General features: G+C 73.6%; 20 protein-coding genes, 1 pseudogene and 1 riboswitch. Of the genes and pseudogenes, 7 read left to right on the top strand and 14 right to left on the bottom strand.

Annotated elements, in window-relative coordinates:
- Nucleotides 1-114: 114 nt before the first annotated feature.
- From AB0435_RS18075 to AB0435_RS18060, 4 genes and pseudogenes are all read right to left on the bottom strand, one after another.
- On the bottom strand, nucleotides 115-960 hold the full coding sequence (locus tag AB0435_RS18075) for an SCO1860 family LAETG-anchored protein (RefSeq protein ID WP_366427405.1): 846 nt from the start codon (nucleotides 958-960) through the stop codon (nucleotides 115-117).
- Nucleotides 945-2,150: pseudogene (locus AB0435_RS18070) on the bottom strand (MAB_1171c family putative transporter); the annotation flags it as partial. The pseudogene AB0435_RS18070 and the gene AB0435_RS18075, both read right to left, overlap by 16 nt.
- Nucleotides 2,143-2,781 carry a hypothetical protein gene (locus AB0435_RS18065; protein ID WP_366006757.1) on the bottom strand — a complete coding sequence of 213 codons (639 nt, stop codon included), beginning with the start codon at nucleotides 2,779-2,781 and terminating at the stop codon, nucleotides 2,143-2,145. The gene AB0435_RS18065 and the pseudogene AB0435_RS18070, both read right to left, overlap by 8 nt.
- On the bottom strand, nucleotides 2,778-3,263 hold the full coding sequence (locus AB0435_RS18060) for a helix-turn-helix transcriptional regulator (protein WP_366006756.1): 486 nt from the start codon (nucleotides 3,261-3,263) through the stop codon (nucleotides 2,778-2,780). The genes AB0435_RS18065 and AB0435_RS18060 overlap by 4 nt, the downstream gene beginning before the upstream one ends.
- Before the next feature lie 397 nt (nucleotides 3,264-3,660).
- Here AB0435_RS18060 and AB0435_RS18055 point away from each other — a divergent pair, with 397 nt between their 5' ends.
- Complete coding sequence (locus AB0435_RS18055; protein ID WP_366006755.1) at nucleotides 3,661-4,608, top strand: trypsin-like peptidase domain-containing protein; 948 nt, start codon at nucleotides 3,661-3,663, stop codon at nucleotides 4,606-4,608.
- 57 nt (nucleotides 4,609-4,665) lie between these two features.
- On the opposite strand, the gene AB0435_RS18050 is transcribed toward AB0435_RS18055, so the two are convergent.
- From AB0435_RS18050 to cobN, 3 genes are all read right to left on the bottom strand, one after another.
- Nucleotides 4,666-5,433, bottom strand: coding sequence for a hypothetical protein (locus AB0435_RS18050; protein ID WP_366427404.1), 768 nt, complete (start codon nucleotides 5,431-5,433; stop codon nucleotides 4,666-4,668).
- The gene (locus tag AB0435_RS18045) at nucleotides 5,433-6,686 is read right to left on the bottom strand and encodes a VWA domain-containing protein (protein WP_366427403.1); all 1,254 of its coding nucleotides are present in this window, start codon (nucleotides 6,684-6,686) and stop codon (nucleotides 5,433-5,435) included. Before AB0435_RS18045 ends, AB0435_RS18050 begins: the two co-directional genes overlap by 1 nt.
- A gap of 204 nt (nucleotides 6,687-6,890) precedes the next feature.
- Nucleotides 6,891-10,502, bottom strand: a complete 3,612-nt coding sequence (gene cobN / locus AB0435_RS18040) for a cobaltochelatase subunit CobN (protein WP_366004678.1) — start codon at nucleotides 10,500-10,502, stop codon at nucleotides 6,891-6,893.
- A gap of 111 nt (nucleotides 10,503-10,613) precedes the next feature.
- Nucleotides 10,614-10,687, bottom strand: a riboswitch (cobalamin riboswitch).
- Nucleotides 10,688-10,816: 129 nt separating this feature from the next.
- Here cobN and cobG point away from each other — a divergent pair.
- Genes cobG through AB0435_RS18025 form a run of 3 tightly spaced genes read left to right on the top strand, consistent with a single transcriptional unit; the run spans nucleotide 10,817 to nucleotide 14,339 of the window.
- Nucleotides 10,817-12,148 carry a precorrin-3B synthase gene (cobG, locus tag AB0435_RS18035; protein ID WP_366427402.1) on the top strand — a complete coding sequence of 444 codons (1,332 nt, stop codon included), beginning with the start codon at nucleotides 10,817-10,819 and terminating at the stop codon, nucleotides 12,146-12,148.
- Between the two features lie 59 nt (nucleotides 12,149-12,207).
- The gene (locus AB0435_RS18030) at nucleotides 12,208-12,834 is read left to right on the top strand and encodes a precorrin-8X methylmutase (protein ID WP_366004680.1); all 627 of its coding nucleotides are present in this window, start codon (nucleotides 12,208-12,210) and stop codon (nucleotides 12,832-12,834) included.
- Entirely contained in the window at nucleotides 12,831-14,339 is a 1,509-nt protein-coding gene (locus tag AB0435_RS18025; protein ID WP_366427401.1) for a precorrin-2 C(20)-methyltransferase, read from the top strand. Before AB0435_RS18030 ends, AB0435_RS18025 begins: the two co-directional genes overlap by 4 nt.
- Before the next feature lie 258 nt (nucleotides 14,340-14,597).
- Here AB0435_RS18025 and AB0435_RS18020 read toward each other — a convergent pair whose 3' ends face one another.
- The gene (locus AB0435_RS18020) at nucleotides 14,598-15,365 is read right to left on the bottom strand and encodes a cobalt-precorrin-6A reductase (RefSeq protein ID WP_366427400.1); all 768 of its coding nucleotides are present in this window, start codon (nucleotides 15,363-15,365) and stop codon (nucleotides 14,598-14,600) included.
- A gap of 80 nt (nucleotides 15,366-15,445) precedes the next feature.
- Between AB0435_RS18020 and AB0435_RS18015 the strand changes: the two genes are divergently transcribed.
- A complete protein-coding gene (locus AB0435_RS18015) occupies nucleotides 15,446-16,591 on the top strand; it encodes a cobalt-precorrin-5B (C(1))-methyltransferase (protein WP_366004683.1) in 1,146 nt (381 codons plus the stop codon).
- A 23-nt stretch (nucleotides 16,592-16,614) separates the two neighbouring features.
- On the opposite strand, the gene AB0435_RS18010 is transcribed toward AB0435_RS18015, so the two are convergent.
- From AB0435_RS18010 to cbiE, 3 genes are all read right to left on the bottom strand, one after another.
- Entirely contained in the window at nucleotides 16,615-17,313 is a 699-nt protein-coding gene (locus AB0435_RS18010) for an ester cyclase (protein WP_366004684.1), read from the bottom strand.
- A gap of 90 nt (nucleotides 17,314-17,403) precedes the next feature.
- Nucleotides 17,404-18,144, bottom strand: a complete 741-nt coding sequence (gene cobM / locus AB0435_RS18005; RefSeq protein WP_366004685.1) for a precorrin-4 C(11)-methyltransferase — start codon at nucleotides 18,142-18,144, stop codon at nucleotides 17,404-17,406.
- A gap of 141 nt (nucleotides 18,145-18,285) precedes the next feature.
- A complete protein-coding gene (gene cbiE, locus AB0435_RS18000) occupies nucleotides 18,286-19,524 on the bottom strand; it encodes a precorrin-6y C5,15-methyltransferase (decarboxylating) subunit CbiE (RefSeq protein WP_366427399.1) in 1,239 nt (412 codons plus the stop codon).
- Nucleotides 19,525-19,655: 131 nt separating this feature from the next.
- Between cbiE and tsaD the strand changes: the two genes are divergently transcribed.
- Nucleotides 19,656-20,720: a tRNA (adenosine(37)-N6)-threonylcarbamoyltransferase complex transferase subunit TsaD gene (gene tsaD, locus AB0435_RS17995; RefSeq protein ID WP_366004734.1), complete on the top strand. Its 1,065-nt coding sequence runs from the start codon at nucleotides 19,656-19,658 to the stop codon at nucleotides 20,718-20,720.
- 73 nt (nucleotides 20,721-20,793) lie between these two features.
- Here the strand turns inward: tsaD and AB0435_RS17990 are convergent, their stop codons facing one another.
- On the bottom strand, nucleotides 20,794-22,269 hold the full coding sequence (locus AB0435_RS17990) for an SDR family NAD(P)-dependent oxidoreductase (RefSeq protein ID WP_366004687.1): 1,476 nt from the start codon (nucleotides 22,267-22,269) through the stop codon (nucleotides 20,794-20,796).
- 460 nt (nucleotides 22,270-22,729) lie between these two features.
- On the opposite strand from AB0435_RS17990, the gene AB0435_RS17985 reads away from it, so the two are divergent.
- Complete coding sequence (locus tag AB0435_RS17985) at nucleotides 22,730-23,032, top strand: chaplin (protein ID WP_366004688.1); 303 nt, start codon at nucleotides 22,730-22,732, stop codon at nucleotides 23,030-23,032.
- 65 nt (nucleotides 23,033-23,097) lie between these two features.
- On the opposite strand, the gene AB0435_RS17980 is transcribed toward AB0435_RS17985, so the two are convergent.
- The gene (locus tag AB0435_RS17980; RefSeq protein WP_361523651.1) at nucleotides 23,098-23,289 is read right to left on the bottom strand and encodes a hypothetical protein; all 192 of its coding nucleotides are present in this window, start codon (nucleotides 23,287-23,289) and stop codon (nucleotides 23,098-23,100) included.
- A 103-nt stretch (nucleotides 23,290-23,392) separates the two neighbouring features.
- A complete protein-coding gene (locus AB0435_RS17975; RefSeq protein ID WP_366427398.1) occupies nucleotides 23,393-24,208 on the bottom strand; it encodes a sigma-70 family RNA polymerase sigma factor in 816 nt (271 codons plus the stop codon).
- Nucleotides 24,209-24,337: the final 129 nt, after the last annotated feature.

The raw sequence follows: 24,337 nt of genomic DNA, 5'->3' as shown, positions 1-24,337 counted from the left end.
TCCTCAAACTCCCCCAGCTACCGCTGGGGGAGTTTGAGGACGCGCCCGCAGGGCGCTGGGGTCCGGGGTCTCCCCGGTTTCGGGAAGGGGCGGGGCCGGGGAAGAAACCAACCGCTAGCGGCTGCGGCGGCGCCGCGCCATCACCAACGCCCCACCCCCCACAGCCACAAGCACGGCCGCCGCCCCCACCACATACGGCGTGGCGGAGCCACCACCCGTCTCGGCCAGCCCCTTCGCGGCCACCGGCTCCGCCGGCGTACGCTTCGTCGGCGCCGCGCCGGCCGGCGTCTCGCACGTCGTCTCCGCCAGCGTCACCGAACCCCGCACATCGGCCACGTTCAGCTTCAGCGGGTTGACCGAGACGTCGAGCGCCAGCGCGCTCGCCGCCGCCGTGCGGGAGGTCGTGGTCGTCCTGGACAGGTCCAGCCGCACGTCGCCGACGCCGGGCACCGCGACCTTCGTGGGGCCGTTCGGGGTGAGCGTGACCTTTCTGCCGAGCACCGAGACGCTGCCCAGGAGGTTCGAGGTGGCGGTGGGCTTCCCGCCCGCCTCGCACACGGCCGTGGAGGTGACCTGCTGGACCTCGATGAGCGGGAGGAGCGGCAGGCCGGGGACGTGCACCCGGGCGTGGACGAGACGGGCGTAGCCCTCCGCCTTGTTCCGGTCGGCGGTGGCGCGGGCGGTGGCGGCGTCGGCGCGCAGGACGTCGACGGGTTTGCCCTTCTCGACGCCGTCGAGCGTGACGGTGAGGGCGGTCTTGTCCGCGTCGGCCGGTGCGTGGACCTCGTTCAGGGAGGCGTGGAGCGGGACGTGGACGGTCTTGTCGAGCAGGGCGACGTCGAGTCCGGTGCGCAGGACGGCCGCGCCGGACTTCCCTTGGCCGCCGGAGCCGCTCCCGGAGCCGCTTCCGGTGGCGTGCGCGGGTCCGGCGACGACGGTCGCGGTCGGCGCGCCGCGCAAATCTCCCGTAGTTCGCCGAGCACGGAGTTCACCAGCGGGTCGTGGTAGACGTCCGCGACGCGTGCCAAGTGCTCGTGTTCCTCGGCCGGATCGGAGCTGACGGTGATCACGATGCTGTCCGCGTACGGCGTCGGCACATGGCCGGTGGCCTGGTTGGCCAGGCCCCGGCGGAGGGCCGCCGCCTCCACCACCGCGGCCAGGCCGCGCTCGTCCAGGGCGGCGGCGCTCGCCTTCTCCCGGGCGATGTCCAGGGTGGCCGCCTCGACATGGCGGCGGATGCCGCGCTGGATGTCGCGGATCTCGGCCATCTGCCGGTTGGCCCGCCACTCCAGGTCCGCGAGGGGCCAGCGGCCGGTCCAGCGGCGCTCCGCGAGGGTGACCTCCGGGGCGTGGGCGGTGACATCCTGCCACAGCGGCTGGAGTCGGCGCAGCCGCCGCCAGGCGGCCACCCGCGGGCCCGCGGCGGGCAGCGAGAAGCCGACGAGGACGAGCAGCGCGGCGATCGAAGCGCTCATCGGGGCCACGCCGTTGGACAGCCAGTACGCCTCGTGGCCGCCCCAGCTCAGCACGAAGCCGACCAGCTTGCACAGGCAGTACAGCAAGCCCAGCCAGCAGCCCGCGGCGAGCGTGCGCAGGCCCTTGGAGAGCCAGGAGCGGCCCAGTTGGGCGGCGTAGCGCGGGCAGAGCGCGCCGAGCCCGGCGAGGCTGACGCCGAAAATGGCCAGATACAGCACCAGGAAGGCGACCACTCCGGGCGCGTCGGCGTAGGCCGTGCTGAAGTCGCGGGGGTGCTCCACGGAGTCGGGCCTGCCGACGGCGAAGCAGACGATGGCCGCCGCCCACGCCACGGACACGGCGACGACCGCGAACCGTGAGCGGGCCGCCGCCCGGGCCCGGGCCGCCTCCTCGCCCCGGCTGGTCCAGCGCAGCAGCAGCACCGTGGCGCCGGACGCGAACAGCACGACGGCCGAGTAGAGGAAGACCATGGCCAGGTTGGCCACGCCGGTCAGCCGGTCGAAGGCGCGGTAGACGCTGGGCGCGGAGAAGAGGAAGACGACGGGCAGGCCCGAGGTCATCAGGGCGGTCAGCCCGAGGTCCACGTTGCCCCGGTCGCGGAACCAGGCGCGGGTCTTGTAGCCGACGATGACCCAGGCGACGGCGCTGAAGGTCAGATAGAGGACGTCAAACACCGGTGACGCCCCCTTCCCGCAGCTGTTGGCGCACGTGCTGGAGCGCCGGGCCGAGCGAGGCCGCGAGCTCGGCGGCCTCCCCCTCCAACTGCGTGTCCTGGCCGGGCGGCGGAGGCACGATCTTCTCCATGAGGAGGGTGCCGAGGATCTCGGTCTCGCGCTCGGTGAGGTTGTCGTAGCAGTGGTGCCGGGCGAGGCCCATGGTCAGGCCCATCCGGCGCATGGCGGTGGCCACGTCGACCGACGGCGTCCACACCTTGAGGGCGTCCTCGGTGACGGCCGGGTCCTGGTCGTGGCCCAGCAGCAGGTGGCCGACCTCGTGCAGCACGATGTGGACCTGGTGCCAGGGCGAGGTCTTCTGTTCGTAGATGACCCAGAACGCGTCGTCGGTGGTGGCCGTCATGCCCGAGACGACACCGTCCAGGCTCATCGGGATCAGGCGGATGGGCCGGCCCACGCGGCGCGAGACGACCTGGCACAGGCCGTGGAGGTCGGTCGACGCGGGCAGCGCGAGCTCATGGATGAGCTGCTTGCAGCGGCGTCGTATGCGCCCCACTCGCATGCCTGCACCGTCCTCGTCCTCGGTACGCCGCCAGTAGGTGAAGAGCTGGTCATCCGCCGTGACGGTCACGAGCTCTCCTCACCACCCGCGTCGGGCGGGTCGGCCGGAAGGTTCATCTGCTGCCGGAACTGGGCAATGATCGTGTTGAGGCTGTCCTGGACCTCGGGCGGCAGCCCCACGGAGCGCAGGGCTATCGCGCGGACGCGCTGATCCCTCATGGCGACGAGGAAGCGGACCTCCTCCTCGACCCGCTCGGCCTGGGAGGCCGAGAGGTCGCCCATCAGATAACCCACGGGCACCGCGAAGAATTTCGCGAGAGCGCGCAGCACGTCCGGACTGGGGTTGGCGCGCCTGCCGTTGCGCAGCATCGACAGATACTGCTCGGTGAGCCGCACCCCGCCGTATTCCTCGGTCCCGTGGCTGATCTCGTCGGCCACGTGACCATTGGTGTACGGCGCCCCCGGCGGATGCATGTTCGCGAACAGGTAATTGAGCCGCTCCGCGAGCGGGCTGCCCATCTCACCTGCCGACCTGTCGCCCCCGACTGCCATCTGCTCCGTCCTCACGAGCTGTCCCCATGTCACCTCACGGCCAGTTAAGCCCGAGGTGGCTACGAGGAGCATCCTGTCACGGGACAACGCCTGACACTAGTCCGCCCGGTGTTCTCCTTGCGCGAACGACTTAACCACGAGTTGATATCGAGTCTTCACCCCGATTCCCTCGCGCGTTCCGCTCCCCGTGCCCGGCCCGTCTCCGGACGCGGCGCCGACGCCCGAACACACGTGGCTGGTTCCGGTCATATTCCGGTCGTCCCGGTGAATCCCGGCGCGCCGGGCCCTCGTTCCCTCCGGCTGTCCGTAGGACGATGACACGCTCGTCCCGCACATGGCCCGGAACCCCTGGCCCCTCATGCGGGACAACGGCGAGCCGAACGAGAGGAATCCGTTCATGAACAGATTTCTGAGACATCTCGCCCTTCGGGGCGCCGCCGCCCTGCTCCTCGGCCTGCCGGCCGCCGTGGTGCCCGGCACCCTCGCGGCCGCCGCGGGGCCGCCGCCCGGCGCCGCGGCGGCCGACGCCTACTGGACGCCCCGGCGGATGGCGTCCGCGCTGCCGGTGGTGACCGGCAAGCAGGCGCCGCCGCCCCCGGCGGTGGAGGAGGAGCGGGCCGAGGGGGGCGGCGTGCCGCCCAGCCACCCCTTCGACGGGCTGCCGCAGGTGGGGACGTTCTTCTGGACCGACGGCAAGAACACCGGCCGCTTCTGCGGCGGCACGGTCGTCCGCAGCCCCGATCGCGACCTGGTGATCAGCGCGGCCCACTGCCTGCGCTCCCCCGACCCCAAGCGGCACCTGTCGTTCGTGCCGCAGTACCACGACGGCCTCAAGCCGCACGGTGTCTTCCCCGTCGAGAGCATCTACATCGACCAGCGCTACTACGACCGGGGCACGGACGGCGGGGCGCGCTGGGACTACACGGTGGTGCGGCTCGGCCCGCGCTCGGACGGCACCGAGGTGCAGAGCGGCGTGGGCGGCTTCGACTTCGCGATCGGCACCGGCTACACCCACCACGACGTGCGGCTGATCGGCTATCCGGGCAGCAGCGACGCGAAGTACCCCAAGCCGATCGACTGTTCCTCGTCCACGCACCGGTACACCAGCACCGACCCCAAGGCCCCGGGCGACTTCCTGGAGATCGCCTGCGCGGGCTATGTGGGCGGTACGTCGGGCGGGCCCTTCCTGGTCCCGGATCTGACGGGCTATCTGCTGATCGGTGTCATCGGCGGCTATCACACGGGCGGGGACACCCCCGACATCTCGTACAGCTCGTACTTCGACGACGATCTGCTGGACCTGTACCTGCACGCGGTCGAGGGTGACCCGCCCGCGGGCCGGTGAGACGCCGACGGCGTCCGTGGCCCTCCCGGCCACGGACGCCGTCGTACGGAGCGCCTGCTACTGCCCGACGGGCGGGCGGTGGCGGCGGTGCGGGTGGCGGGTCAGGGTGTAGCCGCCGATGGCCGCGAGGGCGCCGAGCACGGCGCCGCCCACGGTCCACGCCCAGCGGTCGGACCACCAGCTGCCGTTCCAGCCGCTCTCCGGCTCCTTCAGGGCCACCGCGTGCAGCGGGGCACCGAGTTCGCCGCCCTCGGCACTGGAACCGCCCATGTCCTTCACGTCGGCCTGGACCTCCGCCTTCACGGGCAGGCCGAGGTCCTGGTCGGGGCCGTCCGAGACGGTGAGGCGGGCGTAGTACGCGCCGGGGAGCGGGTCGTTCGCCCAGCGCTCGGACCACGGGCGGACGGTGCGCAGCGTGCAGGTCAGGGTGACCGAGGCGGCGTCACCCGCCGCCCGCTGCGTGGGCTCGCCCGAGGCACACGCCTGACGGCGGCGCAGGCCGTCGAAGACGTCGAGCTGCCACGTGGCCGCGCCGTGCCGCCGGGACGCCTCCGGCAGCTGCACGGTGGTCTTCACGCTGGCCCGCTGCCCGGCGCCCGCGGGGAACTGCCAGTAGAGGTAGTCACCGGTCGAGGCGGTCGCCGTGGCCTTCTGCCCCTGCTCGACGGGCGTGGCGGTACGGAAGGTGGTGCCGGCCTCCGTCGGGGCGTCCCCGTCCTTCGCGGAGGCGCTCGGGCCCGGGCTGTCGGCGACAGCTCCGGCGGCCGAGGCGGACAAGGCCGCGCCGGCCAGCAGCGCGGCGGCCATCACACGGGTTCCACGCATCAGTTCGCCCTCCACACAGCGACGCGCCAGCGGGACACCCAGCCCCACACCAGCCCGGCGAGCAGTCCGGTCACGGCCAGCACGGCCAGCAGCACCCAGCCCCGGCCCAGGCCGAAGGCGGCCAGGTCGGAGGGGTTGTCGGGGGCCTTCACCAGATCGACGGCCAGCTCGACGGGCAGGCCCGGGTCACGCTTGACGGACGGTGGCGCGGAGAAGGAGTTGGAGACCTCCAGACAGACCGTCCGGGCCTCCTTGTCCTTCTTGTCCTTCGCGATCGGGTAGCGCAGCCCGGACGACATCACATCCGTACGCCCGCTGCCCGCGTCGGAGCCGCGGACGAGTTCCTGGCCGTTCTCCCCGACGGCGCGCACGAGCACGCCGTAGTCGCGGTCGACGGCGCGGTCCGCGCCCACGCTCACCGAGGTGCGCAGCTCCTGACCGGGCTTCACCTGCACGCGGTACCAGCGGTGCTCGGCGAAGGTCTCCCGGTCGGTCCAGATCCCGGCGCCGAGCTCGGGCGCCTTGGCGCACTCGGCCGCGCCCTGCACGGGCTTCGGGGTCACGACGGGAGTGTCGGCGCGGCGGACGATCTGCTTGATCTTGCCCGACAGCTCATCGGTGTGCTGGACCGAGGTGAAGGTGCCGCCGGTGGCCTCGGCGATGCAGGTGAGCTGCTCACGCGTCTTGTCGTCGTGGGCGAGGCCGAGCGTGTCGACCGTCAAGTGCGTACCCTTGGCCGCGAGTTCGCGGGCCACGTCGCACGGGTCGGGCTGGCCGCAGGAGTCCTCGCCGTCGGTGATGAGGACGACCCGGCGGGTGCCGCCGTCGGTACCGAGGTCCTGGTCGGCGCCGCGCAGCGCGTAGCCGATCGGCGTCCAGCCGGTGGGCCGCAGGGTGGCGACGGCCGCCTTGGCCTCCGTGTGGTCGACCGGTCCGACGGGGTAGAGCTGCTTGCTGTCGCGGCAGCCGATCTCCTTGTCGTCACCGGGGTAGGTGGCGCCGAGCGTGCGGATGCCGAGCCGCACGCCCGCGGGGACGGCGTCGATCACTTCGTTGAACGCCTGCTGAGCGGCCGCCATGCGCGACTGGCCGTCCACGTCCCGGGCCCGCATCGAGCCACTGACATCCAGTACGAGCTCGACCTTCGGGGAGTCCTTCGAAGGTCCGTCGGCGGCGCTCGCCGGGGCGGTTCCTGCGGCGAGCGCGGCGAGCAGAGCGCATGCGCTCGCCGCGAGCCGTCTTGTGATGATCATCCGAAGATCCTAGTGAGGGACGGGCTGCCGCCCCAAAACGGAGTGCGGGAGCGGGCTCGCGGGTGGAACCGTGGGCTCCGCCCCCGGACCTCCGGACCCGGTTCCGCCGCATGTCCCCGGGCGCCGGACGGGCTTGACGCGCCGCCACCTTGCGGTACGTACGGCACATCCCGCCCGGCCGGCGCCCGGGGGCCCGCGGACGGGCTACTGCTCCTCGCCCTCCAGCTCGCCCTCCGTCTCCAGGAAGGCCCGCTTCAGCGCGTCCAGCGTCGCGGCGTCCGGCTTGGCCCACATACCCCGGCTCTCCGCCTCCAGGAGGCGTTCGGCGATGCCGTGCAGGGCCCAGGGGTTGGCCTCCTGGAGGAAGGCGCGGTTCTCCGGGTCGAGGACGTACGTCTGGGTGAGCTTGTCGTACATCCAGTCGGGCACCACACCGGTGGTGGCGTCGTAGCCGAACAAGTAGTCCACCGTGGCGGCGAGTTCGAAGGCGCCCTTGTAGCCGTGGCGGCGCATCGCCTCGATCCAGCGGGGGTTGACCACGCGGGCGCGGAAGACGCGGGACGTCTCCTCCACCAGAGTGCGGGTGCGGACCGTCTCCGGGCGGGTGGAGTCGCCGATGTACGCCTCCGGGGCCTTGCCCTTGAGCGCCTTCACGGTCGCGACCATGCCGCCGTGGTACTGGAAGTAGTCGTCGGAGTCGGCGATGTCGTGTTCGCGGGTGTCGGTGTTCTTGGCCGCGACCGCGATCCGCTTGTAGGCGGTCTCCATCTCCTCGCGGGCCGGGCGGCCTTCGAGCTCGCGGCCGTAGGCGTAGCCGCCCCAGACGGTGTAGACCTCCGCGAGGTCGGCGTCGGTGCGCCAGTCACGGCTGTCGATGAGCTGGAGCAGCCCGGCGCCGTACGTGCCGGGGCGGGAGCCGAAGATGCGGGTGGTGGCGCGGCGTTCGTCGCCGTGGGCGGCGAGGTCGGCCTGCGTGTGGGCCCGTACGAAGTTCTGCTCCGCCGGCTCCTCCAGCGCGGCGGCCAGCCGTACGGCGTCGTCCAGCAGGCCGATGACGTGCGGGAAGGCGTCGCGGAAGAAGCCGCTGATGCGCAGGGTGACGTCGATACGGGGGCGGCCGAGCTCCGCCAGGGGGATCGGCTCCAGGCCGTTGACGCGGCGGGAGGCGTCGTCCCACAGCGGGCGGATGCCCAGCAGGGCGAGGGCTTCCGCGACGTCGTCGCCGGCGGTGCGCATGGCGCTGGTGCCCCACAGGGACAGGCCCACCGACGTCGGCCAGTCGCCGTGGTCGGTGCGGTAGCGCTCCAGGAGCGAGTCGGCGAGGGCCTGGCCGGTCTCCCAGGCCAGGCGGCTGGGCACGGCCTTGGGGTCGACGGAGTAGAAGTTGCGGCCCGTCGGCAGGACGTTGACCAGGCCGCGGAGCGGCGAGCCGGACGGCCCGGCGGGCACGGATCCGCCGGCGAGCGCGTGCACGGCGTGGTCGATCTCGTCGGTGGTGGCGGCCAGGCGCGGCACGACCTCGCGGGCGGCGAAGTCCAGGATGTCCGCGACCCCTTGGGGCTGCCCCTCGGCGACGCGGGAGACGGCGGCCGGGTCCCAGCCGGCGTCCTCCATCGCCTGGACGAGGGCGCGCGCCTTCTCCTCCGCCTCGTCGGCGGTGGTGCGGGTGGCGGCGGACTCGTCCAGGCCGAGGGCCTCGCGCAGGCCGGGCAGGGCGGCGGTGCCGCCCCAGATCTGCCGGGCGCGGAGGATCGACAGGACGAGGTTGACGCGCTCGGGGCCGGTGGGCGCGCCGCCCAGCACGTGCAGGCCGTCGCGGATCTGGGCGTCCTTGACCTCGCACAGCCAGCCGTCGACGTGCAGCAGGAAGTCGTCGAAGCCGTCGTCGTCGGGGCGGTCCTCCAGGCCGAGGTCGTGGTCGAGCTTGGCGGCCTGGATCAGGGTCCAGATCTGGGCGCGGATGGCGGGCAGCTTGGCCGGGTCCATCGCGGAGATCGAGGCGTATTCGTCGAGGAGCTGTTCCAGGCGCGCGATGTCGCCGTAGGACTCGGCGCGGGCCATCGGCGGCACGAGGTGGTCGACGAGGGTGGCGTGGGCGCGGCGCTTGGCCTGGGTGCCCTCGCCGGGGTCGTTGACGAGGAAGGGGTAGACCAGGGGCAGGTCGCCGAGGGCGGCGTCGGGGCCGCAAGCCGCGGACAGGCCCGCGTTCTTGCCGGGCAGCCACTCCAGATTGCCGTGCTTGCCGAGGTGGACCATGGCGTCGGCGCCGAAGCCGCCGTCCTCGCGGGTGGCCGCGATCCAGCGGTAGGCCGCGAGGTAGTGGTGCGAGGGCGGCAGGTCGGGGTCGTGGTAGATGGCGATGGGGTTCTCGCCGAAGCCACGGGGCGGCTGAATGAGGATCAGCAGGTTGCCGCGGCGCAGGGCCGCCAGCACGATGTCCCCCTCGGGGTTGCGGCTGCGGTCGAGGAACATCTCGCCGGGCGGCGGGCCCCAGTGCTCCTCGACGGACTCGCGCAGCTCCTGCGGCAGCAGGGCGTACCAGCGCTTGTAGTCGGCGGCGGGGATGCGCACGGGGTTGCGGGCGAGCTGTTCCTCGGTGAGCCACTCCTGGTCGTGGCCGCCGGCCTCGATGAGGGCGTAGATCAGCTCGTCGCCGTCACCGGACTGGAGGCCGGGGACGGGCTCGGTGCCGAAGTCGTAGCCTTCCTCGCGCAGTCGGCGCAGCAGGGCGACGGCGCTGGCGGGGGTGTCGAGGCCGACGGCGTTGCCGATGCGGGAGTGCTTGGTGGGGTAGGCGGAGAGCACGAGGGCGAGGCGCTTCTCGGCCGCCGGGATGTGGCGCAGCCTGGCGTGGCGCACGGCGATGCCCGCGACGCGCGCGGCACGCTCGGGGTCGGCGACGTACATCGGCAGGCCGTCCTCGTCCACCTCCTTGAAGGAGAAGGGGACGGTGATCAGGCGGCCGTCGAACTCGGGGACGGCGACCTGGGTGGCGGCGTCGAGCGGCGAGAGCCCCTCGTCGTTCTCCTCCCAGGCACTGCGCGGCCCGGTCAGGCACAGGGCCTGGAGTACGGGTACGTCGAGCGCGGCCAGCGCGCCCGCGTCCCAGGACTCGTCGTCGCCGCCCGCGGAGGCGGCGGCGGGCTTGGTGCCGCCGGCCGCGAGCACGGTGGTGACGACGGCGTCGACGGTGCGCAGGGCGTCGACGAGCTCGGCCTCCGGGGCGCGCAGGGAAGCGACGTAGAGCGGCACCGGGACGCCGCCCGCGTCCTCGACGGCACCGCAGAGGGTCTCCACGAAGCCGGTGTTGCCGCTCATGTGGTGGGCGCGGTAGTAGAGCACCGCGATGCGGGGGCCGCCGGCGTCCACGCGCGGGGTGCGCTCCAGCGGGCCCCAGGTGGGGGCGGGCACGGGCGCCTCGAAGCCGTGGCCGGTGAGCAGCACGGTGTCGGAGAGGAAGCGGGCGAGCTGCCCGAGGTTGGCGGGCCCGCCGTGGGCGAGGTAGGCGTGGGCCTCGGCGGCGATGCCGATGGGCACGGTGGAGTGCTCCATCAGCTGGGCGTCGGGCGCCTGTTCGCCGGTGAGCACGACGACGGGGCGGTCCCCGGCGAGGAGCGTGTCGAGGCCCTCCTGCCAGGCGCGGACCCCGCCGAGGAGGCGGACGACCACGAGGTCGGTGCCCTCCAGGAGGCCGGGGAGGTCGTCGAGCGCGAGCCGGGCGGGGTTGGCGAGCCGGTACGGGACCGGGCCTCCCGAAGCGGCAGCCGCGCGGGCGCTGAGCAGGTCGGTGTCGGACGTCGACAGGAGAAGGATCACGCGGCGCTCCCCAGGGCATCGTGGGTCGCCCGGGGCGTGCTGAACCGGAATGTGCGCATGCGGCGGCAGCCTTCCTCGGGGTCCGCGCCCCGGGCGGTTGGAGGACGGCGGGAGTTCCTGACTCGCCCGGCATGGCTGCCGGGCTCACAGTGGCGGGACCGTGCCGGAGTCCCACCGGCTTCCTCCCCTGACGCCGTCGCTGGCGTTCGGTCCGGGCCGGACCACCTGGGCCGACCCTTCCGTGAGCATAGTAAGCGCTGGCGGGCGCCGTAGGGGCCGGTGCGCGGAGCGCGGTCGTCGGTATGCTCGCCGCCATGTCCGTCACCCCCACATCCGCCTCGGACCGGGATAACTCCGGCGGCGCCGCCGTACCCCCGAAGGGGTCCGTCCGCACAGGCGGTGACGCCTGTCCCGGCGCGCTGCGGCTGCACGCCGCGGACGACGGCGCGCTGGCCCGCGTCCGGCTGCCCGCCGGGCTTCTGACGCACCGTCAGGCCGAGGCGCTGGCAGGGCTGTCCGAGGAGCTGGGCGACGGGCACCTCGACATCACCTCGCGCGGCAACGTACAGCTGCGCGGCCTCGCCGACGGCTGCGGGGGCGAGCTCGGCGAGCGGCTGCGCGCGGCCGGAATGCTGCCGTCCGAGCGGCACGAGCGGGTGCGCAACACCGTGGCGTCACCGCTGTGCGGCCTGGACGGCGCCGGGCACGGCGATGTCCGTTCCTGGGCACGGGAACTGGACCGCCTGCTGTGCGCGAACCCGGACGTGACGGGCCTTTCGGGACGCTTCCTCTTCGGTCTGGACGACGGCCGGGGCGACATCACGGCGCTCGGCCCCGATGTGACATTGATCGCAACCGAGGGCGGCCAGGCCCTGCTCGGCTACGGAACTTCCGCCTCCGGCCTGCGGATGGCCGCCGCGCACGGGCCGCGGGCGGCCGTGCTCGCGGCGGAGGTGTTCCTGGACGCGGCGCGCGGGAGCGGCGCCACCGCCTGGCGCGTCAAGGACCTGCCGGAGGAACACCGGCCGCGCGTCGGCGCGTTGGCGCACCGGCTCGCCACCGCCGGGATCGTCTCCGCACCCGCCACGCTCGCGCCGCCACCCGGCGCTCCGGTGGAACCGGGCCTGGTCACCGGCCCGTACGGGCACACCGCGCTCTCCGTGGCGGCGCCGCTGGGCCGGCTGACCGCCGCTCAGTGGCGGCTGGTCGTCCGCACCGCCGCCGAGGACGGTGCCGGTGAGCTGCGTGTGACACCCTGGCGCGGCATCGTCGTGCCGGGCCTGCCGGCGGATACGGCCGCCGACCGGCTGGCCGCCCTCGCCGACGCCGGTCTCGTCACCTCCGCCGCCTCCCCCTGGCACCGCGCGGGCGCGTGCGCCGGCCGCCCCGGCTGCGCGAAGTCCCGCGCGGACGTACGGGCGGACGCGGCGTCCTGCCTCGCGGACCAGTACACCGGCGGCCTGCCGGTGTACTGGTCCGGGTGCGAACGAAGGTGCGGTCACCCCTCGGGGGCCTGGGTGGACGTCCTGGCGACCGGCGACGGGTATGAAGTCGCCGTACGGGGCGGCACCGCGGACGGCGCGGCGCGCACGGTGACGGCGGCGGAATCGGCGGCGGCGGTGACGGCGGCGCGCGAGACGACGTGACCCGGCCGGCCGTGCCGCACACCACAGACCCACAGAGCGAAACCAGCAAGCGAGGCGAAGTGTTCGACTACGAGAAGGACGGCGCGTCCATCTACCGCCAGTCCTTTGCCACCATCCGCGCCGAGGCCGACCTCGGCGCGCTGCCGCCGGACGTCAGTCAGGTCGCGGTGCGCATGATCCACGCCTGCGGGATGGTCGATCTCGTACGGGACATCGCCTACAGCCCGCGGGTCGTGGCCCGCGCGCGCGAGGCACTGCGCGCCGGAGCGCCGATCCTGTGCGACGCGAACATGGTCGCGAGCGGCGTCACCCGCAAGCGGCTGCCCGCGGACAACGAGGTGCTCTGCACCCTCGCCGACCCGGCCGTGCCGGAGCTGGCCCGCGAGATGGGCACCACGCGCAGCGCGGCCGCGCTGGAGCTGTGGCGGGACAGGCTCGACGGGGCCGTGGTCGCGGTCGGCAACGCGCCGACGGCGCTGTTCCGGCTGCTGGAGATGGTGCGCGACGGCGCCCCGCGCCCGGCGGCCGTCATCGGCATCCCGGTGGGCTTCATAGGCGCCGCCGAGTCCAAGGACGCGCTGGCCGACAGCCCGTTGGGGCTGGAGTATCTGGTGGTGCGGGGCAGGCGGGGCGGCAGCGCGATGGCCGCCGCCGCGATCAACGCGATAGCGAGCGAGGAAGAGTGAGCGAGCAGCAGACCACGGGCCGGCTCTACGGGGTCGGCCTCGGCCCCGGCGACCCGTCCCTGATGACCGTGCGTGCCGTCGAGGTCATCGCCTCGGCCGACGTCGTCGCCTATCACAGCGCCCGGCACGGCCGTTCCATCGCGCGCTCCATCGCCGAACGCCACCTGCGCGCCGACCACATCGAGGAACGGCTGATCTACCCCGTCACCGTGGAGACCACCGACCACCCCGGCGGCTACCGCGGCGCGATGGAGGAGTTCTACGAGGAGGCCGCGGCCCGGCTCTCGGCCCACCTGGACGCCGGGCGCAGCGTCGCGGTGCTCGCCGAGGGCGACCCGCTCTTCTACAGCTCGTACATGCACATGCACAAGCGGCTCTCCGACCGCTATCCCACCGAGGTGGTGCCCGGCGTCACGTCGGTCAGCGCGGCCGCCGCCGCGCTCGGCAGCCCGCTGGTGGAGGGCGAGGAGGTGCTGACGATCCTGCCGGGCACGCTGCCCGAGGAGGAACTGACGGCCCGTCTGGCATCGACCGACTCGGCCGTGGTGATGAAGCTCGGCCGCACGTTCCCGGCGGTGCGGGGCGCGCTGGAGCGCGCGGGGCGGCTGGCGGACGCCCGCTACGTGGAGCGCGCCACGATGGCCGGGCAGCGCACGGAACCGCTGGCGGAGGTGGACCCGGAGTCGGTGCCGTACTTCTCGGTGGCGGTGCTGCCGAGCCGCGTCGACGCGGCTCCGGCCCCCTGCGGGCAGGGCGAGGTCGTGGTGGTCGGGCTCGGCCCGGCGGGCCCGCTGTGGCTGACGCCGGAGGCCCGCGGCGAACTGGCGGCGGCGGACGACCTGGTGGGCTACAGCACCTACGTCGACCGGGTGCCCGCGCGGCCCGGCCAGCGCCGCCACCCCTCCGACAACAAGGTGGAGTCCGAGCGCGCCGAGTTCGCCCTCGACCTCGCCCGGCAGGGCCGCAGGGTCGCGGTCGTCTCCTCCGGTGACCCGGGCGTCTTCGCGATGGCGACGGCCGTGCTGGAGGTCGCCTCGGAGGACCCGTACCGCGAGGTGCCGGTGCGGGTGCTGCCCGGCATGACCGCCGCCCACGCCGCGGCCTCCCGGGCCGGCGCGCCGCTCGGCCACGACTACGCGGTGATCTCGCTCTCCGACCGGCTCAAGCCGTGGGAGGTCATCGCGGAACGGCTGCGCTCGGCGGCGGCCGCGGACCTGGTCCTGGCCCTCTACAACCCCGGCTCCCGCAGCCGGCTGTGGCAGGTGGGCAAGGCGCGCGAACTGCTGCTGGAACACCGCACGCCGGACACTCCCGTGGTGCTGGGCCGCGACGTGGGCGGACCGGAGGAGAGCGTACGCATCGTGCGCCTGGGCGACCTCGACCCGGCGGAGGTCGACATGCGCACGATCCTCCTCGTCGGCTCGACCCAGACCCGCGCGGTGCGGCGCGGCGAGGGCGGCGGCGAGGAGGTCGTCTGGACACCGCGGCGGTACCCGGAACGGTAACGAGGGGGCGGAGCCCTCGGAGACCTCTGCGGGCTCCGCCCACCGGGGTGCGGCCGACGGGGCCGCGCCCACCGTGATGCGGCCGACGGGGCCGCGCCCACCGGGGTGCCCCGTGCGCTCGGTCCGCGACCGCGGGTCGCACGTGGCCGACCGCGCAGTTCCCCGCGCCCCTCACGGGGCGCGTCCCCGGACGGAGTCCAAGGGGCTCGGGGACGCGCGCTCGCACGGCGCGCCGGGGGGGCCGGGGGTCTCCCCCGGTTACGGGAAGGGGCGGGTAGGGGAAGAGCCCCGCAGCCAAGCCGCCGCGGCCGCCGGGTCAGCCACGACCGGCACACCCCGAGGCACATCAGGCCGCCGCACCACCACCACCGGCACCCCCGCCTCGCGCGCGGCGACAAGCTTCGCCGACGTCGCCGACCCGCCCGAGTCCTTCGTCACCAGCACATCGATCCGGTGCCGCCGCAGCAGCGAGCGCTCGCCGTCGAGCGTGAACGGCCCCCGCTCCAGCAGCACTTCCATCCGCGGTGGCACCGGCGGCTCGGGGGCGTCCACGGAGCGCATGAGGAACCACATATCCTCGAGGTGCGCGAAGGCGGCCAGCCCCATCCGGCCCGTGGTCAGGAACACCCTGTCACCCAGCGCGGGCAGTGCCCGCGCCGCCTCGTCCAGCGACGCGACGGAAGTCCAGCGGTCCCCCGGGCCCGCGGCCCACCCCGGGCGGCGCAGGGCGAGCAGGGGGACACGGGCATCCGCGGCCGCCTCCGCCGCGTTGAAACTGATCGTGCCGGCGAAAGGATGGGTGGCGTCGATGAGCGCGTCCACCTGCTGCTCGCGCAGCCAGCGGGCCAGGCCGCCGGGCCCCCCGAACCCTCCGATACGCACCTCCCCCGCGGGCAGCCGCGGCTCCGCGACGCGGCCTGCGAGAGAGCTGGTGACGCGCAGGGCCGGGTCCGCGGCCAGCTCGGCCGCGAGGCGGCGCGCCTCGGTCGTGCCGCCCAGGATCAGGACATGGCGCTCGGCGCTCACCGCGGGCCCTTCCGTTCGCTGTGCCCGTGCTGCGGCCGGGCGTTCGTGGTCCGGGGCCCACTCTACGGCCGGAGGCCACCGTGACTGAGACCGAGGCCGCGCCGCCCGCGGGCGGGCGTACGGCGCAGCTCGCGCACACCGGGCTGCGGCACGGCTGGACGACGGGGGCCTGCGCGACGGCCGCGACGACCGCCGCCTACACCGCGCTGCTCACCGGCGACTTCCCCGACCCGGTGACGATCACGCTGCCCAAGGGGCAGACGCCCGCCTTCGCGCTGGCCGCCGAGGAACTGGGCGGGGGCCGGGCGATGGCCGCGGTCGTCAAGGACGCCGGGGACGACCCGGACGTGACGCACGGCGCGCTGATCCGCTCGACGGTGCGGGTGCTGCCGCCCGGTTCCGGGGTGGTCTTCCGCGCCGGGCCGGGAGTGGGGACCGTGACCCGCCCCGGGCTGCCCCTGCCCGTCGGCGAACCCGCCGTGAACCCCGTGCCCCGGCAGCTGATGCGCGACCACGTCGCCGAGGTCGCCGCCCGGCACGGCGGCACGGGTGACGTCGAGATCGAGATCTCGGTGGACCACGGCGAGGAGATCGCCCGCTCCACCTGGAACCCCCGCCTCGGCATCCTGGGCGGGCTGTCGATCCTGGGCACCACGGGCATCGTCGTGCCGTATTCCTGCTCCGCCTGGATCGACAGCATCCGGCGCGGTGTGGACGTGGCCCGGGCGGCGGGCCGCACGCACGTGGCAGGGTGTACGGGTTCCACGTCGGAGAAGGTCGCGGTCACCGTGCACGGGCTGCCGGAGGACGCCCTGCTGGACATGGGCGACTTCGCGGGCGCGGTGCTGAAGTACATCCGGAGGCACCCGGTGGACCGGCTGACGGTGGCGGGCGGTTTCGCCAAGCTGTCCAAGCTCGCGGCGGGGCATCTGGACCTGCACTCGGCGCGTTCGCAGGTGGACAAGGGGTTCCTGGCGGAGCTGGCCCGACGGGGCGGCGCGGACGCCGGTCTCGTGGCGGCGGTCGCCGCCGCGAACACGGGCCTCGACGCGCTCCAGCAGTGCGCGGCGCGTGGCGTGCCGCTGGGCGACCTGGTCGCGGCGACGGCGCGCGACGAGGCGCTCGCGGTGCTGCGGGGCGCGCCGGTCGCCGTGGACGTCATCTGCATCGACCGCGCGGGCACGATCGTCGGGCGCGCGGAACCCCGTGGCCCCGGGGCCCGTTGACGGGACCGGTCCGTACGCGGTGACTACAGCCGCACCAGGCCCAACTGCCGGGCGAGCCGCAGCAGGTCGTACGTCCACCACCCTTCCTGGATCCGGCCGTCACGGAAGGCGAAGACGGTGACGCCCGTCATCTCGACGTCCCGGCCGGTCGGCGCGAGGCCCATGAACTCGCCGGTGTGCGTGCCCCGCCACGTCCACGACGTGGCCACCTGGTCGCCCTCCGCGAGCTGGCCGTGGAGCGCGAAGTGGAAGTCGAACGCCTGGCGCCAGCTGACGACGTCTTCCTTCATGACGTCGGAGCCGATCCCGGTGTCCGTCTCCTTGCCGATGTCGTGGTGGTGGTAGTCGGCGGCGAACAGCTCGTCGACGAGACCGAGGTCGCCCCCGACGGCGATGTCGTCGAAGAAGCGGCGGGCGGTTGCCTTGTTGAGCTGCTCGTCACGGACGACTTCGAGGTCCGTGAAGGCGGGCTCCCCCTCGCAGAGGGCGACCATCTCCTCGAAGATGCGGTTGGTCTCCGGGAGATCGGAGTTCTTCATCGCGTCCTCGTACGAGGGGAACTCTATGATCTCCACATAGTGATCGCCGTCGGAGCGGTCCCGGCCGACGACGGCGTGGGTGGCCGTGCGCTTGCCCTCGGTCGCCTCGACCCACTGGTCCATGAGCCGGCTCATGTCGTCATAACTACGGGTCTTGCAGTCCACTATCTGCATAAATGCCATAGCGGGGTCACCTCCCGGGTGATATATCCAGGTTAGACCTGGCACGCCCACCCGGGACGCGCGGAGAGGCTACGCGGGGGTAGCCACGCCTCAGCGGGCGCGGGTCGTGGAGTAGAGGTGACTGTCCGGGAACTGCTCCGCCGCGAGCGCCCGCCCGACGATGATGACCGCCGTCCGCACCACACCCGCCTCCTCCACCTGTCCGGCGATGTCGGCCAGCGTGCCGCGCAGGACGAGTTCGTCGGGGCGGCTGGCCATGGCGACGACGGCCGCGGGGCAGTCGGGGCCGTAGTGCGGGAGGAGTTCGGCGACGACGCGGTCGGCGTAGCGGGCCGCGAGGTGCAGGACGAGCAGGGCGCCGCTGCGGCCGAGCGTGGCCAGGTCCTCGCCCGCGGGCATGGGGGTGGCCTGCTGGGCGACGCGCGTGAGGATCACGGTCTGGCCCACGGTGGGCACGGTCAGCTCCCGGCCGAGGGCGGCGGCCGCCGCGGCGAAGGAGGGCACGCCGGGCACGATCTCGTACGCGATGCCCGCCGCGTCCAGGCGGCGCATCTGCTCGGCGACGGCGCTGAAGACGGCGGGGTCGCCGGAGTGCAGCCGGGCGACGTCGTGCCCGGCCTCGTGCGCCCGCACGAACTCGTCCGTGATCTGGTCCAGGTTCAGCCGCGCCGTGTCGACGAGGCGGGCGTCCGGCGGGCACTCGGCGAGGAGTTCGCGCGGGACGAGGCTGCCCGCGTAGAGGCAGACGCCGCAGCGGGCGAGCGTCCGCGCGCCGCGCACCGTGATCAGGTCGGCGGCACCGGGGCCGGCGCCGATGAAGTACACGGTCATGGCTGGAGGTCTCCTAAGCGGTCTTGTGGAAGTTCCGGTGCGGTACCGCGCCCGTAAGGGGCGCGGGGAAATGCGCGACGAGCCCCCACCGGACCGCACTTCCGGCAGAACGCTCAGGCGGGGGGTCCGGCCGCGGGCGTCTCAGATCCCCGCCACCGCGTCCGCCCGCTTGACCGCCGCCCACTGCGTCACCGGCATGGCCTGCCGCCAGCCCGTGAAGCCGCCGACGGGAACGGCGCGGGAGACGGCGAGGCGGGTCAGCTCGCCGCCGTGGCGCCGGTACCACTCGCCGAGCAGGGCCTCGGACTCCAGGGTGACCGTGTTGGCGACGATGCGCCCGCCCTCGGGGAGCGCGTCCCAGCAGGCGGCGAGCAGGCCGGGCGCGGTGAGCCCGCCGCCGATGAACACCGCGTCGGGCACGGGCAGTCCGGCGAGGGCCGCGGGGGCCGCGCCGGTGACGACGCGCAGCGCGGGCACGCCCAGGGCCTCGGCGTTGCGGGCTATGCGCCCGGCCCGTACGGCGTCGCGCTCGACGGTGACGGCCCGGCAGGAGCGGTGGGCGCGCATCCACTCGATGCCGATGGAGCCGGACCCGCCGCCGACGTCCCACAGCAGCTCACCGGGGGCGGGGGCGAGTGCGGCCAGTGTCACGGCGCGCACATGACGCTTCGTCAACTGTCCGTCGTGCTCGAAGGATTCGTCCGGCAGGCCCGGGGTGAGCGGCAGGCGGGGCGCGCCGGGAGCGCGCAGGCACTCGACGGCGATCACGTTGAGCGCATCGCCGGGGGGCTGCCGCCAGTCGTCCGCCGTGCCCTCGACGCGGCGCTCGCGCTCGCCGCCGAGCTGTTCGAGCACGGTCATCCGGCTTGGCCCGAAGCCCCGGGCGGCCAGCAGTGCGGCGGCCTCGGCGGGGGTGTCCGCGCCGGAGCTGAGGAGGAGCAGCCGGCGCCCGTGGTGCAGGGCGGCGGTGAGCGCGGCGAGGGGGCGGCCGACGAGGCTGAGCACCTCGGCGCCGTCCAGCGGCCAGCCGAGCCGGGCACAGGCGTAGGAGACGGAGGAGGGGTGCGGCAGGATCCGCAGCCCGGCGGCGTCGCCGAGGACGTCCACGAGCGTGCGGCCGATGCCGAAGAACATCGGGTCGCCGCTGGCGAGCACGCAGACCCGGCGCCCGGCGTGCCCGGCGAGGAGCCCCGGCACCGCCGGGCGCAGCGGCGAGGGCCAGGCGACGCGCTCCCCCGCGCACTCGGCGGGCAGCAGGTCCAGCTGCCGGGGGCCGCCGATCAGCACGTCGGCGTGGCGCAGCGCCTCCTGGGAGACCGGGGCGAGGCCGGGCCAGCCGTCGGCGCCGATGCCTACGACGGTGACGGGGGCGTGGCTCACGGGGGCGCACCTCGGTATCTGCGGTGGTCAGGGGGCACCGGAACTCTACTGACCTGGGGAGACGGCGGAACAGCCGGGACCTTGTTGCATAGGATGTGCATTTACTAATGACTGGCAGGAGGCGTGACGTGGTGCGTTCACCGGTGGTGCTGGGGATCGAGTCGTCCTGCGACGAGACCGGCGCCGGTCTGGTCCGGGACGGGGAGCTGCTGGGGCACGCGGTGGCCTCCAGCATGGACGAGCACGCGCGCTTCGGCGGCGTCGTGCCGGAGATCGCCGCCCGCGCGCACGTGCACGCGGCGGCGCCCGTGGTGCGGGCCGCGCTCGCCGACGCCGGGCTGTCGATGGGCGACATCGGCGCGGTGGCGGTGACCACGGGCCCCGGGCTGTCCGGTGCGCTCCAGGTCGGCGTCGCTGCCGCGAAGGGCTTCGCGTACGCGCTGGGCGTGCCGCTGTACGGGGTGCACCACCTCGCCGGACACGTGGCCGTGGACACCCTGGAGCACGGCCCGCTGCCCGATCCCTGTGTGGTGCTGATCGTCTCCGGCGGCCATACGTCCCTGCTGCTCGTGCGGGATCTTGCGCGGGACCCGATCGTCCACCTCGGTGACACGCTCGACGACGCGGCGGGCGAGTGCTTCGACAAGGTCGCCCGGGTCTTCGGCCTGCCGTATCCCGGCGGGCCCGCCGTCGACCGGGCGGCGCGCGAGGGAGATCCGCGCGCGGTGGCGTTCCCCCGCCCGCTCACCGGGCCCCGGGACGACCCTTACGCCTTCTCGTTCTCCGGCCTGAAGACGGCCGCAGCGCGCTGGGCGGAGCAGCACCGGCAGACGGGCCTGCCGCTGCCCGTCGCGGACGGCGCGGCCTCCCTCCAGGAGGCGGTGGCGGACGTCCTGACCCGCAAGGCGGTCGCCGCGTGCGTCGAGCACGGCGTGGGCACGCTGGTGGTGGTCGGCGGTGTGGCGGCGAACTCACGCGTGCGCTCCCTGGCGGAGCAGCGGTGCGCCGCCGCCGGCATCGAGCTGCGGGTGCCGCCCCTGCGGCTGTGCACGGACAACGGCGCGATGGTCGCGGCGGTCGGCGACCTGCTGGTCCGCGCGGGCGCGGAGCCTGCGCCGCTGGACGTGTCGATCGACCCTTCGGCTCCGCTGGAGTACGCGGCCCTGCACCCCCGGGCGGTGGCGCGCGTCGCGTAGCCGCGGTGACCACGAGAAACGCCGGGCGGGCCGGAAGATCCGGCCCGCCCGGCGTCGTGGTACCAAGTTCTGGTTACCAGTTCGACTTCCCGTAGTCCTTCAGGAAGCAGCCGTAGAGGTCCTCGCCCTCTTCGCCGCGGACGATCGGGTCGTAGACCCGCGCCGCGCCGTCGACGAGGTCCAGCGGTGCGTGGAAGCCCTCCTCGGCGAGCCGGACCTTGTCGGGGTGCGGGCGCTCGTCGGTGATCCAGCCCGTGTCGACGGCCGTCATGAGGATGCCGTCGCTCTCGTACATCTCCTGGGCGCTGGTGCGCGTGAGCATGTTGAGCGCGGCCTTGGCCATGTTGGTGTGCGGGTGGCCCGCGCCCTTGTAGCCGCGGCTGAACACGCCTTCCATGGCGGAGACGTTCACCACGTACTTCCGGCGGGCCGCGGAGGCGGCCATGGCCGGCCGCAGCCGGCTGATGAGGATGAACGGCGCGGTCGAGTTGCACAGCTGCACTTCGAGCAGCTCGACCGGGTCGACCTCGGAGACGGTCTGGATCCAGCTGTTGGTGTCGTGCAGGTCCGGGACGAGTCCGCCGGCGTCGATGGCGGTGCCCGCCTCGATCCGGGCGAGCGACGCCGAGCCGGAGACCAGCGCGAGCTCCGTGACGTCCTGGGCGGTCAGGCCCTCGCCGTCGCGGGGGGCCGGCAGCGCGGCGACCCGGTCCACGGTGCCGCTGCCGAAGGTGCCGATCACCTCGGCGGGCGGCAGCTCGCCCGCGGGCAGCGGGGCGGACTCGGCGGCGACCAGCTCGCTGTACGCCTGCGGGGAGCGGCGCACCGTCTGGGCCGCGTTGTTGATCAGGATGTCCAGCGGGCCCTCGGCCGCGACCGAGTCGGCGAGCGCGACGACCTGCGCCGGGTCGCGCAGGTCGATGCCCACGATCTTCAGCCGGTGGATCCACTCGTCGCTGTCGGGCATGGCCTTGAAGCGGCGGATCGCGTCGTTGGGGAAGCGCGTGGTGATGGTCGTGTGGGCGCCGTCGCGCAGCAGCCGCAGGGCGATGTACATGCCGATCTTCGCCCGGCCGCCGGTGAGCAGCGCGCGCTTGCCGGTGAGGTCCGTGCGGGCGTCGCGGCGCCCGCGGTTCTCGGCGGCGCACTCGCGGCACAGCTGGTGGTAGAAGGCGTCGACCTCGACGTAGCGGGCCTTGCAGATGTAGCAGGAGCGTGGGCGCTGCAGGATGCCCGCGATCTCGCCGAGCGTGCTGGAGCTGGGCAGGACGCCCTGCGTCTCGTCGTCGATGCGCTCGGCGGAGCCGGTGGCAGTGGCCTCGGTGACGGCCTTGTCGTTGGCGGTCTTGGCGGCCCGGCGCTCCTGGCGGCGGCGCTGCTTGACCGTGCGGTAGATCCCGGCGGTGGCGCGGCGGATCTCGATCGCCTGCGGGTGGTCGACCGGCAGCTCGTCGAGCTCCTCGAGCACGCTCAGGCAGACCGCCATACGCTCCGGGTCGATGCCCGACTGGTGGACCGCACCGTCGCGGCTTTCTTCTGTGACCGTCATCGGCGCTGTCGTTTCCCAGTTCTTCTGATCTATTGAAGCTTCGAAGAACTGTACGTAGGCGGAGCCTGTCAGGACAAACCCGAGCGCGGAACATCACACGATCCGGGTGCACCCGCCCCTGACGCGAGTAACGAGCCACTCACCGTGGGTCACGACCGGCACGGCGGCACAACGGACGTCCGCGAGCCCGCCGGGGCCCGCGCGGACACACCCGGCCCGGCGGCGGAAGACGCCTTTCCGGAAAGGGAGTTGAGTATTCACGAAGCGAACTCCCTTACTCGCCAAGCCCCCTCATCGCCATTCCAGGGAAAGCCCCACCACCCCCGCCAACCCCGAATGCATTCCATATGACTTATTGAGCTTTCCGGGTTAATTATGGTGTTCGGAGCCGATATTGGGCGAATCCCTTTGGATTCTCCGGCAACAATTGCCGCTCAACACCCATGAGAAAGGTTTAGCCATGTCGCGTATCGCCAAGGCCGCCGCCCTGACCCTCGCCACCGGCGTCGCCGTTGCCGGCGCCGCGGGAATCGCTTCCGCAAACGCTGGAGCAGAGGGCGCGGCCGTCGGCTCCCCCGGCATCATCTCGGGCAACGCCATCCAGGTGCCGATTCAGATCCCGCTCAACCTCTGCGGCAACACGATCGACATCGTCGGCCTGCTGAACCCCACCTTCGGCAACACCTGCGCCAACGTCGACGAGGAAGAGCACTTCCACAGCCACCACGGCGGTCACGGCCACGGCGACCACGACCGCTGGTAACCCGCCTGCGCGGAGCGCTTCCAGCCGACCGCATCCGCGCACCCCGCGCCGGGGAGGGGTCACAGTCAGCCGCCGGAGTCCTCACCTGCGCGTTCGTGGCGCCCATCATGGTCATCATGGTGGGCGCCACCGCCATGTGCGGCTTCCTCGCCACCGGGGTCGGCGGGCTTCCTCCTGGGGTGCTGGGCACCGGGCAGGTCGGGGATCTCGACGATCGGCGGCAGATCGGGGGTCAGGTGGGTGTGGCCGGACGTCATGGTGATACGCCTCCTGCCGTGCGGGAACTGCCGAGGAAATGCAGGTCTACGGAATGCCGCCGCACCGGGAGTGCGTACGACCCCCCTCTTTCTCCCCCCGCGCTCACCCCGGAGCGGGGCTGCGGCCTGGCGGTGCGGCCGCCTGTCCGAGCAGTTCCCCGCGGAGCCGGGCGCAGGTGCGGCTGAGGATGCGGGAGATCTGCATCTGGGAGACGCCCAGCCGGGCCCCTATCTGCTTCTGGGTGAGGTTTCCGAAGAAACGCCAGTACAGGACGTATTTCTCCCGCTCGGGCAGCGCGCTCAGCAGCGGTTTGAGCGACTGCCGGTCGACGACCAGGTCCAGCGCGCGGTCCACCCAGCCCAGGGTCTCGGCGAGCGGGAGGTCGTCGGCGCCGAGAACCGGGTGGTCCAGCGACAGCGTGTTGTGCACGCCCTCGGCGGCGAGGCCGCGGAGCACTTCCTCCATGGTCAGCCCGGTCTCCGCGGCCAGTTCGGCCGGGGTGGTCCGGGTCCGCGCGTCCCGGTGCACCAGGACCGTCTGCGCGGTGCGGACGGCGGTGCGCAGCTCCTGGTCGCGGCGGGGTATGTGCACGGACCAGGCGTGGTCACGGATGTGGCGCTTGAGCTCGCCGTTGATGGTGGGGACCGCGAAGGTCTCGAAGGCGTGGCCGAGCCCGGGGTCGTAGCGGTCGACGGCGTTGACCAGCCCGAGGGCGGCCACCTGGCGCAGGTCGGCGGGGCTCTCGCCGCTGCTGCGGAAGCGCAGGCTGATGCGCTCGGCCATGGGCAGCCAGGCGGCGATCACCTCCTGCCGGAGGCGGTCGCGCTCCGGGCCGGGGGGCAGGGCCGCCAGGAGCACGAAGGCGTCGGCCGTGTCGGGGGCGTCGCGGGTGCGCCGCCGGTGGGTCGTCTCGGCCATGGTCACGCTGCTCCCTCGCTCACGCGCACGCTCTCGCCGTGCGCGGGCGGCGCCGGTCAGGAGCCGGTGCCACCGTTCCCCGAGGCTCGGGCGGCCGTTGCCGGCCACGATCACCCCAGCATCACGCGC

The organism is Streptomyces sp. NPDC051173 (genome assembly GCF_040689515.1).
In the GTDB taxonomy this organism is placed as follows: Bacteria; Actinomycetota; Actinomycetes; order Streptomycetales; family Streptomycetaceae; genus Streptomyces.
The sequence above is the reverse complement of the archived record's forward strand: the minus strand, read 5'-3'. Positions and strand labels throughout refer to the sequence as shown.